Consider the following 14330-nt stretch of genomic DNA (forward strand, 5'->3'; position numbering starts at 1 on the left):
GGCGGGGGGACATCATGCCTGTCATTGACGATCCCGCACAGTTCAACGAGGAGGGGCTCTACGTCGACCTGCGGTCGACGCTCGATCTGCCGCTCTTCCTGAAGTGCGAAGGGTTCAACTTCGCAGGATCCATCAAGATGAAGGCCGCCACCGAGATGGTGAACGCCGCGGAGCGAGAGGGGCTCCTGCGGCCGGGCTCGATCCTGATCGAGTCCTCGTCCGGGAATCTGGGCGTGGCGCTCAGCGTCATCGCGGCGCACCGCGGCCACCGGTTCCTGTGTGTGACGGACGTGCGCTGCAACCAGCCCACGATCCGGCTCATGCGGGCGCTCGGCGCCCAGGTGCACGTGGTCAGCGAACCGACGGCGCACGGCGGTCTGCTGGGCGCCCGGAAGGCGTACGTACGGGCGCTGTGCGCGGCGGACGACCGCTACGTCTGGCTCGACCAGCACAGCAACCAGGGCAACTGGCGGGCGCACTTCCGCACCACGGCTCCGGCCATCGCCCACCGGTTCCCCCGGCTCGACGTGCTGTTCGTCGGGGCGGGCACGACGGGGACGCTGATGGGCTGCGCCCGCTGGTTCTGGCAGTGGCGGCGCAGGGTGCGCATCGTCGCCGTCGACAGCGTCGGGTCGGTCACCTTCGGCGGCCCGGCCGGTCCCCGGCTCATCCCCGGGCTCGGCGCGGGCGTGCGGCCGCCGCTGCTCGACACCTCGTACATCGACGACATCGTCCACGTCGACGAGAGCGACGCGGTGCGGGTGTGCCGGCGGCTCGCGAGCCACGGGTTCCTGTTCGGGGGCTCGACCGGCACGGTGATCAGCGGCGCGGACCAGTGGCTGGCCCGGCACGGACGGCGCGGCCTCACCGCCGTGGCGATCGCCCCGGACCTCGGTGAGCGCTATCTCGACACCGTGTACCGCGACGGCTGGCCGTTCGCCGACAGCGGCCGGCACCCGGCGGAAGCGGAGGCGGAGGCGGAGCCGGCGATGGCGCACATCGGCTGAGTGTGGTGGTGAAGCGTCCGGGTACGCCCGGGTAGGTTCCAGGACATGGCAGGCAGCACGCACACCGTGGGGAACCAGCCCCCGCCCCTGACGGGGCACGACGTCTTCACCACCGACCGGCCGCTCACCGAGGGTGTGGCCCGGCATCTGGCGCCCGGGCTCCTGGACGAGGCGCGGGCGGAGCTCTCGCTGCTGGGCCGCACCGCCGGTTCGGCGCAGGCCCAGGAGTGGGGGCGGCTCGCGAACGAGAACCCGCCGCGCCTGCGCACCCACGACCGCTACGGCCACCGGATCGACGAGGTGGAGTTCCATCCGTCCTGGCACCGGCTGCTGGGCAAGGGCGTCTCCGCCGGGCTCACCTCGGCCTGGACCCGGCCGGGCGGTCATGTGCGGCGCGCCGCGGCCTTCCTGGTCTGGTCCCAGGTCGAGGCGGGGCATCTGTGCCCGCTGTCGATGACGCACGCGGCGGTGCCCGCGCTGCGCGCGCAGCCGGACCTCGCCGCGCTCTGGGAGCCGCTGCTGACCTCCACCGTGTACGACGCCGGGCTGCGGCCCGCGGCGCACAAGGCCGGGGCGCTGTTCGGCATGGGGATGACGGAGAAGCAGGGCGGCAGCGACGTACGGGCGAACACCACGCGGGCGGTCGTCCGGGAGGACGGCGGTTACGCGCTGACCGGCCACAAGTGGTTCTGCAGCGCCCCGATGTCGGACGGATTCCTGGTTCTCGCGCAGGCCGCCGAGGGGCTGACGTGCTTCCTGGTGCCGCGGGTCCTGGAGGACGGCGGACGGAACGTGTTCGCGATCCAGCGGCTGAAGGACAAGCTGGGCAACCGCTCCAACGCCTCGGCGGAGGTCGAGTTCGACGGGACGTGGGCGCGCCGGGTCGGTGACGAGGGGCGCGGGGTGCGCACCATCATCGACATGGTCGCGGCGACCCGGCTCGACTGTGTGCTGGGCTCCGCCGCGCTGATGCGGCAGGCGGTCGCGCAGGCGGTGCACCACTGCGCGTACCGGGAGGCGTTCGGCGGCCGGCTGATCGACAAGCCGCTGATGGAGAACGTGCTGGCCGATCTGGCCCTGGAGTCGGAGGCGGCGACGACGCTGGCGCTGCGGCTCGCGGCGGCCTACGACTCCGACGACCCGGCGGAGGCCGACCTCCTGCGGATCGCGGTGCCCGCCGCCAAGTACTGGGTCACCAAGCGCTGCACCCCGCTGGTGGCCGAGGCCCTCGAATGCCTGGGCGGCAACGGCTACGTGGAGGAGTCGGGGATGCCGCGGCTGCTGCGCGAGGCGCCGCTGAACTCGATCTGGGAGGGGTCGGGGAACGTGCAGGCGCTGGACGTGCTGCGGGTGCTGCGCGGGGAGCCGCGGGCGTTCAACGCGTTCCTCGTGGAGATCGGCAGGGCGCGCGGCGCGGACCACCGGCTCGACGCCGCGGTGAAGGGGCTGCTGACCGAACTCGGCGACCTGGACGGCATCGAGGCGCGGGCCCGCCGCCTCACGGAGCGGATCGCGCTCGTCCTCCAGGGTTCGCTCCTCGTCCGGTTCGCCCCGCCGGAGGTCGCGGACCTGTTCTGCGGGACGCGGCTGGGCGGGGACGGCGGCGCGGCGTTCGGCACGCTGCCGCACACGCTCGACCTGGGGGCGATCGTGCGGCGGGCGCAGCCGGTCTGACCCGCGGCTCGAACAGAGTTACGGGGATGGTGCCGCGCCGACACGGCACCATCCCCGCCTTCAGAGGCCCCGTCAGGAGCTTGAGCGCCGCCGGAGCGGCGTTGATCCCAGTTTCAAACGCCGCACGGCTGTTCGCCAGGGTTGCAGGGGGTTGCAACGTTCCTTCTAAAGTCCGACCCTTGCCGTGGCTCGGAGGACGCACGACGGCGTGGCTCCCCCGCAGACCGCCCTCAGCCCGTTCGCAGACCGAGGTTTCCGGCATGAACAACGACTCCACGATCGATCTGGCGCGCTTGTCGGCGATGGACGTGACGCTCGCGTCGCACCTGCTCAAGGGCGTCCGCGCCGCCACGCTCTCCGGGCAGCGGCCCCGGGTGCGGCCCCGGCCGGTGATCGGCGAGTCCTGGCGGCGGATGCTGCGCGACGGCGTCGATCCGGACCGCGATGTGCGCCGGGGGCTGCTGAGCGTCGACGAGGTCGAGGAGCGGCGGCAGTCGTCGCCCCTGGTGCCGGTGCTGCCCGTGCTGCGGGAGGCGCTGGTGGCGGTGGCCGAGGCCGCGCAGCACATCATGGTGATCGGTGACGCGGACGGCCGGATCCTGTGGCGCGAGGGGCATCCCGCGGTGCAGCGCAAGGGCGACCGGCTGGGTTTCCAGGTGGGCGCGATGTGGGCGGAGCACGTCGTCGGCACGAACGGGGTCGGTACGCCGCTGGTGACCCGCCGCCCCGTCCAGGTGTTCTCGGCCGAGCACTTCGTGGAGTCGCACCACACGTGGACGTGCGCCGGGGCGCCGATCAAGGACCCGCGCGACGGGCGGGTGCTCGGGGTCGTGGACGTGAGCGGGCCGCTGGAGACGATGCACCCGGCGACGCTGTCCTGGGTGACCTCGGTTGCCCAGCTCGCCGAGGCCCGGCTGCGCGAGCGGCATGTCGCGGGTCTGGAGCGGCTGCGGTCGGTGGCCGCGCCGCTGCTCGCCCGGATGCGGGGCAGGGCGCTCGCCGTCGACCCGCACGGCTGGCCGGCCGCGGTGACCGGGATGCCGCTGCCGGAGCGGGTGGCGCTGCCCAAGCAGACGGCGGAGGGGCGCTGCTGGATACCGTCGCTGGGCCCCTGCCAGGTGACCCCGCTGGCGGGCGGCTGGCTGCTGGTCCTCGCGGACGACGCCCCGCGGCCGCCGACCGCCACCCGGATCACCCTGGACCTGAGCCGGCCGCGCCGCCCGTCGCTGCACGTCACGGACAGCGCGGCGTCCTGGGCCCATGAACTGAGCCCGCGCCATGCCGAGTTGCTGTATCTGCTGGCCCGGCAGCCGGCCGGCCGCAGCGCGGCGGGGCTGGCCGACGATCTGTTCGGCGACCCGGCGCGGACGGTGACGGTGCGCGCGGAGATGTCACGGATCAGGCGCTATCTGGGCGGCCTGCTGGCCCATCGCCCGTACCGCTTCCAGGAGAACGCCGAGGTCGAGACGGTGCTGCCGGGCGACCCGCTGGACCTGCTGCCGCACTCGACGGCGCCGACGGTGGTCAGGGCGCGGGCCGACGCGCTCTGACGGCCGCGACCTCCCGCGCGATCCGCTCGGCGGCCTGCTCGGGCGTGAGGTGCGTGGTGTCGACGACCTCGGCCTCCTCGTGCAGCCAGGTGCGGGCGGCCTCGGCGTACGGTTCGAGGTATTTGAGGCGGAACTCGGAGGGGGCGGGGCCCATGACGGTGTCCCCCTCGATGCGGTCGCGCAGCGTCTCCTGGTCGGCGTGGAGGACGAAGTGGTGCACGGGGATGCGGTGCTCGGCCAGTCCCGCGCTGATCTCCCGCCAGTACTCCTCGACGAGGACCGTCATCGGCATCACGAGCGTGCCGCCGGTGTAGTCGAGGACGTGGCGGGCGGTCTCGACGACGAGGGGCCGCCACGGCGGCCAGTGCTGGAAGTTGTCCGTCGGGGACAGCGTCGGCGTGATGTCCATCAGGGTCTCGCCGACCTTCTCCGCGTCGAACACCCGCGAGTCGGGGATCAGTTGCCGCACGAGCCTGCTGGTCGTCGTCTTGCCCGCGCCATGGGTTCCGTTGAGCCATACGATCATGGGCGCCGACGTTAGCCGCCGGGGCGCGGAACCGGCAGCCCTTGGCCGGATGCCGCCGGTCGTGATCCGATGACCGCATGAGCAGCAGCGACACCCCCACCGTGACCGTCACCACCTGGTCACTGGAGCAGACCTCCCCGTCCGACCTGCGGCCCGCGACGCCGCCCGAGGGCGAGGACGTGCGCGTGGTGCGCGCCGAGGTGCCCTCCCCCGAGTTCAGCCGTTTCCTGTACGCGTCCGTGGGCGGCGACATCCACTGGATCGACCGGCTCGGCTGGACGTACGCCCAGTGGCAGGAGCAGCTCGGCCGCCCGGGGAGCGAGACCTGGGTCGCGTACGAGAAGGGGACGCCCGCCGGGTTCGTGGAACTCGGGACGCAGGACGACGGCGCGGTGGAGATCGCCTACTTCGGGCTGCTCCCGGCGTTCCGGGGGCGCCGGATCGGCGGGCACCTGCTGTCGTACGGGATCGCGCGGGCCTGGGACCTCGCCGAGCGGTGGCCCGGGCGGATGCCGACGAAGCGGGTCTGGGTGCACACGTGCAGCCTGGACGGGGAGCACGCGATGGCCAACTATCAGCGGCGCGGGTTCCGGCTGTTCAAGACGGAGGTCGCGGAGGAACCGGACGTGGCCACTCCGGGGCCGTGGCCGGGAGCCTGACCGCCCCATTTCCCGGCAATCCGGGCACCGGATGCCACCTTTGACGTGACCAGGACCACACCTGTCCGCCATGTGGGACACATTCGTCCACATGGCGGACGATGGTGGACCGGGCCCAAAGTCCCGTGACACGCTTCCGTCATGTCTACAGCTGGAATCGCCTTGGTGAGTCGGCGGCACGTCGACTTCGGCCGCATGTCCAGCGCCATCTGTCCGGCGCGCTGAGAGAACCAGCACCGCCGACTTCGCTTCACCCCTATCTCCCTGCACACCGCCGCGCCCTTGCGCGAAGTGTGCGGGTCAGAGCCGCCCCAAGCCTGCCTTGAAGGACGTATCCATGGCTGCCACCCCTGAAAAGCCCACCACGGCCGCGCCCCGCCGCAAGGTGAGCCGTCACCGCGGCGAGGGCCAGTGGGCCGCGGGCCATTTCACGCCGCTCAACGGCAATGAGCAGTTCAAGAAGGACGACGACGGTCTCAATGTGCGGACACGCATTGAGACGATTTACAGCAAGCGCGGGTTCGACTCCATCGACCCCAACGACCTGCGCGGACGCATGCGCTGGTGGGGTCTGTACACCCAGCGGCGCCCCGGGATCGACGGCGGCAAGACCGCCGTCCTGGAGCCGGAGGAGCTGGACGACGAGTACTTCATGCTGCGCGTCCGGATCGACGGCGGGCGGCTGACCACCGAGCAGCTGCGGGTCATCGGCGAGATCTCGCAGGAGTTCGCGCGCGGCACCGCCGACATCACCGACCGGCAGAACATCCAGTACCACTGGATCCGGATCGAGGACGTGCCCGAGATCTGGAACCGTCTGGAGGCTGTCGGCCTGTCGACGACCGAGGCCTGCGGTGACACGCCCCGCGTCATCCTCGGCTCGCCGGTCGCGGGGATCGCCGAGGACGAGATCATCGACGGCACCCCGGCCATCGACGAGATCCAGCGGCGCTTCATCGGCAACCCGGACTTCTCCAACCTGCCGCGCAAGTTCAAGACCGCGATCTCCGGCTCCCCGCAGCTGGACGTGGCGCACGAGATCAACGACATCGCGTTCGTCGGGGTCGAGCACCCCGAGCACGGCCCCGGTTTCGACCTCTGGGTGGGCGGCGGCCTGTCCACCAACCCCAAGCTGGGCCAGCGGCTCGGCGCGTGGGTGCCGCTCGACGAGGTCCCGGACGTGTACGGCGGTGTCATCGGCATCTTCCGTGACTACGGCTACCGGCGGCTTCGCACCCGCGCCCGCCTGAAGTTCCTGCTCGCCGACTGGGGCACCGAGAAGTTCCGGCAGATCCTGGAGGACGAGTACCTGAAGCGGAAGCTCGTCGACGGGCCCGCCCCGGAGCAGCCCAAGGGCACCTGGCGCGACCACCTCGGGGTGCACCGCCAGAAGGACGGCCGCTTCTACGTCGGATTCGCGCCGCGTGTGGGCCGGGTGGACGGCACGACCCTCACGAAGATCGCCGAGGTCGCGGCGGCCCACGGCTCCGGCCGGCTGCGCACCACCGCCGAGCAGAAGATGATCGCGCTCGACGTCGAGGAGGCGCAGGTCCCGTCGCTGGTGGCGGGTCTGGAGGCGCTGGACCTGAAAGTCAACGCGTCGCCGTTCCGGCGCGGCACGATGGCCTGCACCGGCATCGAGTTCTGCAAGCTGGCCATCGTCGAGACGAAGGCGCGCGGCGCCTCCCTCATCGACGAACTGGAGCGCCGCATCCCGGACTTCGACGAGCCGATCACCATCAACCTCAACGGCTGCCCCAACGCCTGCGCCCGCATCCAGGTCGCGGACATCGGTCTCAAGGGCCAGCTGATGCTCGACCAGAACGGCGAGCAGGTCGAGGGCTTCCAGGTGCACCTCGGCGGCGCGCTCGGCCTGGAGGCCGGGTTCGGCCGCAAGGTGCGCGGTCTGAAGGTCACGTCGGCCGAGCTGCCGGACTACGTCGAGCGGGTCCTCAAGCGCTTCCAGGCGGAGCGCGAGAACGGCGAGCGCTTCGCCACCTGGGCGGGCCGCGCCTCCGAGGAGGCCCTGTCATGAGCGAGCGCGCGGCGCCCTTCTACTGCCCCTACTGCGGCGACGAGGATCTTCGGCCCAACCCCGAAGGTCACGGCGCCTGGGAATGCGCGGCATGCAACCGAGCCTTCCAGTTGAAGTTCCTCGGGCTGCTGTCCCGGGGACTTCAGCGCAACGACGGTGGAGGGGAACAGATATGACCACGACTCAGATCTCGTCGGACACCGACGCGCACACCGAAGAGTTGAAGGCGCTCGCCGAGCGGGCCGGGCGCGACCTGGAGGACGCCTCCGCCCTGGAGATCCTCCAGTGGGCGACGGACACCTTCGGGAAGAAGTTCTGCGTCACCTCGTCCATGGAGGACGCGGTCGTCGCCCACCTCGCCTCCCGCGCGATGCCCGGCGTGGACGTCGTCTTCCTCGACACGGGCTACCACTTCGAGGAGACGATCGGCACCCGGGACGCCGTCGAGGCCGTGATGGACGTCAACGTCATCACGCTCACGCCCCGGCAGACCGTGGCCGAGCAGGACGCCGAGTTCGGCCCCCGGCTCTTCGAGCGCGACCCGGACCTGTGCTGCGCGATGCGCAAGGTCAAGCCGCTGGAGGAGGGGCTGACCCAGTACGCCGCCTGGGCCACCGGGCTGCGCCGCGACGAGTCCCCCACCCGCGCGAACACGCCGGTCGTCGGCTGGGACGAGAAGCGCCGGAAGGTGAAGGTCTCGCCGATCGCCCGCTGGACGCAGGACGACGTCGACGCCTACGTCACCGAGCACGGAGTGCTCACCAACCCGCTCCTGATGGACGGCTACGGGTCCGTGGGCTGCGCCCCGTGCACCCGCCGCCTCCTGGAGGGCGAGGACGCGCGCGCCGGGCGCTGGGCCGGGCGCGCGAAGACCGAGTGCGGACTGCACGGCTGACCCCCATGAACGCACCCCAGATTTTGGAGAAGCAAGTGACCGGAGCCACGATCTGGCTCACGGGTCTGCCGAGCGCCGGCAAGACCACCATCGCGTACGAGCTGGCGAACACGCTGCGCGCCGAGGGCCGGCAGGTCGAGGTGCTGGACGGCGACGAGATCCGCGAATACCTCTCGGCGGGCCTCGGCTTCAGCCGCGAGGACCGCCACACGAATGTCCAGCGCATCGGCTTCCTGGCCGAACTCCTCGCCCGTAACGGCGTGCTGGCGCTCGTCCCGGTGATCGCGCCGTTCGCGGACAGCCGCGAGGCGGTGCGCAAGCGCCACCAGGTGGGCGGTACCGCCTACTTGGAGGTGCACGTGGCCACGCCGGTCGACGTGTGCTCCGTACGCGACGTGAAGGGCCTGTACGCCAAGCAGGCCGCCGGTGAACTGAAGGGCCTCACCGGGGTGGACGACCCCTACGAGGCACCCGAATCGCCCGACCTGCGCATCGAGTCGCAGAACCAGACCGTGCAGGAGTCCGCGGCCGCCGTGCGCGCGCTGCTCACCGAGAGGGGTCTCGCCGCATGACGACCGCAGCCACTTCTTCCGTCTCCGAGGGATCCGGGGAGACCGACAGCCCGTACGCCCTCAGCCACCTGGACGCGCTGGAGTCCGAGGCGGTGCACATCTTCCGCGAGGTGGCGGGCGAGTTCGAGAAGCCGGTGATCCTCTTCTCCGGCGGCAAGGACTCCATCGTCATGCTGCACCTGGCGCTGAAGGCGTTCGCCCCGGCGCCCGTGCCGTTCTCGCTGCTGCACGTCGACACCGGGCACAACTTCCCCGAGGTCCTCGACTACCGCGACCGCGCGGTGGAACGGCACGGGCTCCGGCTGCATGTCGCCTCGGTGCAGGACTACATCGACAGGGGCGTCCTGCGCGAACGTCCGGACGGGACGCGCAATCCCCTCCAGACGGTGCCGCTCACCGAGAAGATCCAGTCCGAGCGCTTCGACGCGGTCTTCGGCGGCGGGCGCCGCGACGAGGAGAAGGCCCGCGCCAAGGAGCGCGTCTTCTCGCTCCGCGACGAGTTCTCGCAGTGGGACCCGCGCCGCCAGCGCCCCGAACTGTGGCAGCTCTACAACGGCCGCCACGCCCCCGGCGAACACGTCCGCGTCTTCCCGCTGTCCAACTGGACCGAGCTGGACGTCTGGCAGTACATCGCCCGCGAGAACATCGAACTCCCCGAGATCTACTTCGCCCATCAGCGCGAGGTGTTCAGCCGCAGCGGCATGTGGCTGACGGCCGGTGACTGGGGCGGCCCGAAGGAGGGCGAGGTCCCGGAGAAGCGCCGGGTGCGCTACCGCACGGTCGGCGACATGTCCTGCACCGGGGCCGTCGACTCGGACGCCGAGACGCTGGACCAGGTCATCGCCGAGATCGCCGCCTCCCGGCTCACCGAGCGGGGCGCCACCCGCGCCGACGACAAGATGTCCGAGGCCGCGATGGAAGACCGCAAGCGCGAAGGGTACTTCTAGACATGAGCACCACCCCCGCTGTTGAAGAGCTGGCCGGTCTCTCGGCCACCACCCTGCTGCGGTTCGCCACGGCCGGTTCCGTCGACGACGGCAAGTCCACGCTGGTCGGCCGCCTCCTGCACGACTCCAAGTCGGTCCTCGTCGACCAGCTGGAGGCCGTCGAGGTCGCGTCGCGCTCGCGCGGCGCCGCCGAGCCGGACCTCGCGCTGCTCACCGACGGACTGCGCGCCGAGCGCGAGCAGGGCATCACCATCGACGTCGCCTACCGCTACTTCGCGACGCCCCGGCGCCGGTTCATCCTCGCGGACACCCCGGGGCACGTGCAGTACACGCGGAACATGGTCACCGGCGCCTCCACCGCCGACCTGGCCGTGGTGCTGGTCGACGCCCGCAACGGCGTCATCGAGCAGACCCGCCGGCACGCGGCCGTCGCCGCGCTGCTGCGCGTCCCGCACGTCGTCCTCGCGGTCAACAAGATGGACCTCGTCGGCTACGAGGAGACCGTCTTCGCGAGGATCGCCGAGGAGTTCACCGCGTACGCCGGGGAGCTGGGCGTGCCGGAGATCACCGCGATCCCGATCTCGGCGCTCGCCGGGGACAACGTCGTGGAGCCGTCCGCGAACATGGACTGGTACGGCGGCCCGACGGTCTTGGAGCACCTGGAGACGGTGCCGGTCAGCCACGACCTGACGGGCTGCCACGCGCGGCTGCCCGTGCAGTACGTGATCCGTCCGCAGACCGCCGAGCACCCCGACTACCGGGGCTACGCGGGCCAGATCGCCGCCGGGACGTTCCGCGTCGGCGAGTCGGTGACCGTCCTGCCGTCCGGGCGCACCTCGAAGGTGGCCGGGATCGATCTGCTGGGCACGCCGGTCGACGTGGCCTGGACACCGCAGTCGGTCACCCTCCTCCTGGAGGACGACATCGACGTCTCGCGCGGCGACCTGATCGTGCCGAGCCACGACGCGCCCGCCACCTCGCAGGACATCGAGGCGACCGTCTGCCATGTCGCCGACACCCCGCTCACCGTCGGCCAGCGCGTGCTGCTCAAGCACACCACCCGCACGGTGAAGGCCATCGTCAAGGAGATCCCGTCGCGGCTCACGCTGGACGACCTCTCCCAGCACCCCTCCCCCGGGCAGCTCGTCGCCAACGACATCGGCCGGGTGAAGGTGCGGCTCGCCGAGGCGCTCGCCATCGACACGTACGCCGACTCGCGGCGCACCGGCTCGTTCCTGTTGATCGACCCGGCGGACGGCACCACGCTCGCCGCCGGGATGGCCGGAGAGTCGTTCGCGACCGCCGAGGCCACCACGTCCGTTGAAGACGAAGACGGTTGGGACTTCTGATCATCATGATCACCATCGACTACTACGGCACGTTCGCCAAGGAGGGCGGCCGCGTCGGCAGCGGCTCCCTCGGCAGCGGACAGGGCGGGGTCGCCCGATGTGCGTGAAGACGTACGCGCACTGCTTGCGCGCCCTCACCCCCCACCGCCCTTACCTGCGAAGACGAAGACCTGCCGACCTCCCGGCCACGCCCTGAGGCGTGACCCGCCGGGCCTACGAGAGGAACACCTCCCGTGCCTGCCAGCCGCTCCACCCTCGCGCGACGCTCGCTGATCGCCGTCGCCGCCCTGCCGCTCATCGCGCTCACCGCGACCGCGTGCAGCTACGGCTCCGAAGCCGACGACAGCTCCAAGGAGAAGGTCGCCGCGAAGGGCAAGGCGCTCTCCGCCGACACCGTCAAGATCGGTTACTTCGGCAACCTGACCCACGGCACGGCTCTCGTGGGCAACCAGAAGGGCTTCTTCCAGAAGGAGTTGAAGGGTACGAAGGCCTCGTACCAGATCTTCAACGCCGGCCCTTCCGAGATCGAGGCGCTGAACGCCGGGTCCATCGACATCGGCTGGATCGGCCCCTCCCCCTCGATCAACGGCTACACCAAGTCGAAGGGGAAGTCGCTGCGCATCATCGGCGGCAGCGCCTCCGGCGGTGTGAAGCTCGTCGTCGACCCCAAGAAGATCAAGTCCCTGGACGACGTCAAGGGCAAGAAGATCGCCACCCCGCAGCTCGGCAACACGCAGGACGTCGCGTTCCTGAACTGGATCGCCGAGAAGGGCTGGAAGGTCGACGCGAACTCCGGCAAGGGCGACGTCTCCGTCGTCCGCACGGACAACAAGATCACCCCGGACGCCTTCAAGTCCGGCTCCATCGACGGCGCCTGGGTGCCGGAGCCGACCGCGTCCAAGCTGGTCGCCGAGGGCGGCAAGGTGCTGCTCGACGAGTCCGACCTGTGGCCCGACAAGAAGTTCGTGATCACGAACATCATCGTGTCGCAGAAGTTCCTCAAGGCCCACCCGGACGTCGTCGAGGCCGTGCTGCGCGGCTCGGTGAAGACCAACAAGTGGATCAACGCCAACTCCGACGAGGCGAAGGCCGCCGCGAACAAGCAGCTGGAGATCGACTCGGGCAAGGCGCTCCCGGCGGACGTCCTGGACCCGGCGTGGAAGTCCATCGAGTTCACGGACGACCCGCTGGCCTCCACCCTCGACACCGAGGCGGCCCACGCGGTCAAGGCCGGTCTGCTGGAGAAGCCGGACCTCGCCGGCATCTATGACCTGGAGCCGCTGAACAAGATCCTCAAGGCCGAGGGTGCCACCGCGGTCGACGACGCCGGTCTCGGCGCCAAGTAACCGCCCTGTAGACCGAGTTCCCAGGAGGTGACGACCATGGCGACGACCCTCGCCACGACGGCGGCCGGCTCCGCCGCCGGCACGGGCGGCGCGGCGGCCCGTATCGAGCACGTATCGAAGTCCTTCGGCACACCGGCCGGGCCGCAGCTCGTCCTGGACGACATCAGCCTCGATGTCGCTCCGGGCGAGTTCGTCACCCTCCTGGGAGCCTCGGGCTGCGGCAAGTCGACCCTGCTCAACCTGGTCGCGGGGCTCGACGCCCCGTCGGCCGGCTCCATCACGACGGACGGGCGCCCCGCCCTGATGTTCCAGGAGCACGCACTGTTCCCGTGGCTGACCGCGGGCAAGAACATCGAACTCGCCCTGAAACTCCGGGGCGTGGCGAAGTCCGAGCGGCGCACCCGCGCCGAGGAACTGCTCACGCTGGTACGGCTCCAGGACGCGTACGGCAAGCGGGTCCATGAGCTGTCCGGCGGGATGCGCCAGCGTGTGGCGCTGGCCCGCGCTCTGGCCCAGGACGCTCAACTGCTGCTGATGGACGAGCCGTTCGCCGCGCTCGACGCCATCACCCGCGACGTCCTGCACGGCGAGCTGACCCGGATCTGGGCGGAGACGAACGTCTCCGTCCTGTTCGTCACCCACAACGTGCGCGAGGCGGTGCGGCTCGCCCAGCGCGTCGTGCTGCTGTCGTCCCGGCCCGGCCGGATCGCCCACGAGTGGACCGTGGACATCGAGCAGCCGCGCCGCATCGAGGACACGGCCGTGGCCGAGCTCTCGGTCGAGATCACCGAACAGCTCCGGGGGGAGATCCGCCGCCATGGCAAGGACTGAACCGACGGCCGTCGTCGACAAGAACGACGAGAACCACAAGAACCACAAGAACGCCGAGCCCGCGGACGCCCCGCGCTCCGACGACCTCGCCGGTCTCGAGGCGGGCCTGGACGCACTGGAGACGGTGCGGTCGGACCGCACACCGTTCTCCAAGACGTTCCGCGAGAAGATCCTGCCGCCGCTGACCGCGGTCCTCGTGGTCCTCGTGGTCTGGCAGGCGCTGATCTCCTTCAAGATCGTCGACGATCCGACGAAGCTGCCCGCGCCGTCGGACGTCTGGGCCGAGGTCCGGAACGCCTGGCTGAAGGGCGAGTTGCTGGGCTACATCTGGACGAGCGTGTCGCGCGGCCTGCTCGGCTTCCTCTTCGCGCTCGCCATCGGCACCCCGCTGGGTCTGCTCGTGGCCCGCGTGAAGTTCGTGCGGGCGGCGATCGGCCCGATCCTGTCGGGGTTGCAGTCGCTGCCGTCGGTGGCCTGGGTGCCGCCCGCGGTGCTCTGGCTCGGCCTGGACAACTCGATGATGTACGCGGTGATCCTGCTGGGCGCGGTCCCCTCGATCGCGAACGGTCTGGTCTCCGGTGTCGACCAGGTGCCCCCACTGTTCCTGCGGGCGGGCCGCACCCTCGGCGCGACCGGCGTGCGCGGTCTGTGGCACATCGTGCTCCCGGCGGCGCTGCCCGGCTATCTCGCGGGCCTGAAGCAGGGCTGGGCGTTCTCCTGGCGTTCGCTGATGGCGGCCGAGATCATCGCGTCCTCGCCCGACCTCGGGGTGGGCCTCGGCCAGCTCCTGGAGAACGGCCGCAACGCCTCGTCCATGCCGATGGTCTTCCTCGCCATCTTCCTCATCCTGATCGTCGGTATCGTCATCGACCTGTTGATCTTCAGCCCGCTGGAGCGTCGTGTCCTTCGCGGTCGCGGCCTCCTCGTCAAGAACTGAGC

Annotated in this window: 14 protein-coding genes; 13 read left to right on the forward strand and 1 reads right to left on the reverse strand. The window is 70.9% G+C overall.

Translation table 11 applies throughout. The annotated features are described in order from the left end of the window. The first annotated feature begins 14 nt into the window (after positions 1 to 14). The 3 genes from sbnA (at position 15) to K377_RS07255 (ending at position 4231) form a co-directional block, all read left to right on the forward strand. Positions 15 to 1007: a 2,3-diaminopropionate biosynthesis protein SbnA gene (sbnA, locus tag K377_RS07245; RefSeq protein WP_111662342.1), complete on the forward strand. Its 993-nt coding sequence runs from the start codon at positions 15 to 17 to the stop codon at positions 1005 to 1007. A gap of 45 nt (positions 1008 to 1052) precedes the next feature. Further along, positions 1053 to 2681: an acyl-CoA dehydrogenase family protein gene (locus tag K377_RS07250; RefSeq protein ID WP_111662343.1), complete on the forward strand. Its 1629-nt coding sequence runs from the start codon at positions 1053 to 1055 to the stop codon at positions 2679 to 2681. A 260-nt stretch (positions 2682 to 2941) separates the two neighbouring features. Beyond that, complete coding sequence (locus K377_RS07255; RefSeq protein ID WP_111662344.1) at positions 2942 to 4231, forward strand: GAF domain-containing protein; 1290 nt, start codon at positions 2942 to 2944, stop codon at positions 4229 to 4231. On the opposite strand, the gene K377_RS07260 is transcribed toward K377_RS07255, so the two are convergent. Continuing rightward, positions 4206 to 4757, reverse strand: coding sequence for an AAA family ATPase (locus tag K377_RS07260; protein WP_111662345.1), 552 nt, complete (start codon positions 4755 to 4757; stop codon positions 4206 to 4208). The genes K377_RS07255 and K377_RS07260 overlap by 26 nt on opposite strands. 77 nt (positions 4758 to 4834) lie before the next feature. Here K377_RS07260 and K377_RS07265 point away from each other — a divergent pair, with 77 nt between their 5' ends. The 10 genes from K377_RS07265 (at position 4835) to K377_RS07315 (ending at position 14328) form a co-directional block, all read left to right on the forward strand. Continuing rightward, a complete protein-coding gene (locus K377_RS07265) occupies positions 4835 to 5416 on the forward strand; it encodes a GNAT family N-acetyltransferase (protein WP_111662346.1) in 582 nt (193 codons plus the stop codon). 337 nt (positions 5417 to 5753) lie between these two features. After that, positions 5754 to 7451, forward strand: coding sequence for a nitrite/sulfite reductase (locus tag K377_RS07270; RefSeq protein ID WP_111662347.1), 1698 nt, complete (start codon positions 5754 to 5756; stop codon positions 7449 to 7451). Beyond that, complete coding sequence (locus K377_RS07275; RefSeq protein WP_111662348.1) at positions 7448 to 7627, forward strand: hypothetical protein; 180 nt, start codon at positions 7448 to 7450, stop codon at positions 7625 to 7627. The genes K377_RS07270 and K377_RS07275 overlap by 4 nt, the downstream gene beginning before the upstream one ends. Next, entirely contained in the window at positions 7624 to 8346 is a 723-nt protein-coding gene (locus K377_RS07280) for a phosphoadenylyl-sulfate reductase (RefSeq protein ID WP_111662349.1), read from the forward strand. The genes K377_RS07275 and K377_RS07280 overlap by 4 nt, the downstream gene beginning before the upstream one ends. A 5-nt stretch (positions 8347 to 8351) precedes the next feature. Further along, complete coding sequence (cysC, locus tag K377_RS07285; RefSeq protein WP_111662350.1) at positions 8352 to 8918, forward strand: adenylyl-sulfate kinase; 567 nt, start codon at positions 8352 to 8354, stop codon at positions 8916 to 8918. Next, positions 8915 to 9865, forward strand: a complete 951-nt coding sequence (cysD, locus tag K377_RS07290) for a sulfate adenylyltransferase subunit CysD (RefSeq protein WP_111662351.1) — start codon at positions 8915 to 8917, stop codon at positions 9863 to 9865. Before cysC ends, cysD begins: the two co-directional genes overlap by 4 nt. A gap of 2 nt (positions 9866 to 9867) precedes the next feature. After that, complete coding sequence (locus K377_RS07295) at positions 9868 to 11214, forward strand: sulfate adenylyltransferase subunit 1 (protein ID WP_111662352.1); 1347 nt, start codon at positions 9868 to 9870, stop codon at positions 11212 to 11214. A 233-nt stretch (positions 11215 to 11447) separates the two neighbouring features. Continuing rightward, positions 11448 to 12560 carry an aliphatic sulfonate ABC transporter substrate-binding protein gene (locus tag K377_RS07305; RefSeq protein ID WP_111662353.1) on the forward strand — a complete coding sequence of 371 codons (1113 nt, stop codon included), beginning with the start codon at positions 11448 to 11450 and terminating at the stop codon, positions 12558 to 12560. Positions 12561 to 12587: 27 nt separating this feature from the next. Then, positions 12588 to 13391: an ABC transporter ATP-binding protein gene (locus K377_RS07310; RefSeq protein ID WP_375605911.1), complete on the forward strand. Its 804-nt coding sequence runs from the start codon at positions 12588 to 12590 to the stop codon at positions 13389 to 13391. Beyond that, a complete protein-coding gene (locus K377_RS07315; RefSeq protein WP_111662355.1) occupies positions 13378 to 14328 on the forward strand; it encodes an ABC transporter permease in 951 nt (316 codons plus the stop codon). Before K377_RS07310 ends, K377_RS07315 begins: the two co-directional genes overlap by 14 nt. Positions 14329 to 14330 lie beyond the last annotated feature (2 nt).

Origin of the sequence: Streptomyces sp. PsTaAH-137, assembly GCF_003259365.1 — a bacterium.
Taxonomy (GTDB): Bacteria; Actinomycetota; Actinomycetes; order Streptomycetales; family Streptomycetaceae; genus Streptomyces.